Annotated in this window: 1 protein-coding gene; it reads right to left on the bottom strand. The window is 50.4% G+C overall.

Annotated features, from left to right (window positions below):
- Nucleotides 1-232: hypothetical protein (locus CWB72_RS20315; RefSeq protein WP_138635236.1), on the bottom strand; the 232-nt coding region annotated here is incomplete at both ends.

The raw sequence follows: 232 nt of genomic DNA, 5'->3' as shown, positions 1-232 counted from the left end.
TTCGATGGCGACAAATGGTCAGTCGTGATGTTGTCACCTAAAATCGCTAATGGACGCATGCCTTTCATGGTACGCTCGCTCGCGAGTGCCCCTTCCCAATAAGGAGGGCGACGAATATAGGTACTCGTTGGACGCCACTGATAAAGTGGGTCGTTGTCTTCTCCATAGTCTACCGTGAGGTCAAACATTGGCTCATAAACGGCGCGGAACTGCTCTGGTTTTACGCTTTCTT

Origin of the sequence: Pseudoalteromonas phenolica (assembly GCF_005886345.1) — a bacterium.
GTDB lineage: Bacteria > Pseudomonadota > Gammaproteobacteria > Enterobacterales > Alteromonadaceae > Pseudoalteromonas > Pseudoalteromonas phenolica_A.
This window is presented reverse-complemented; position numbering and strand designations above follow the sequence as displayed.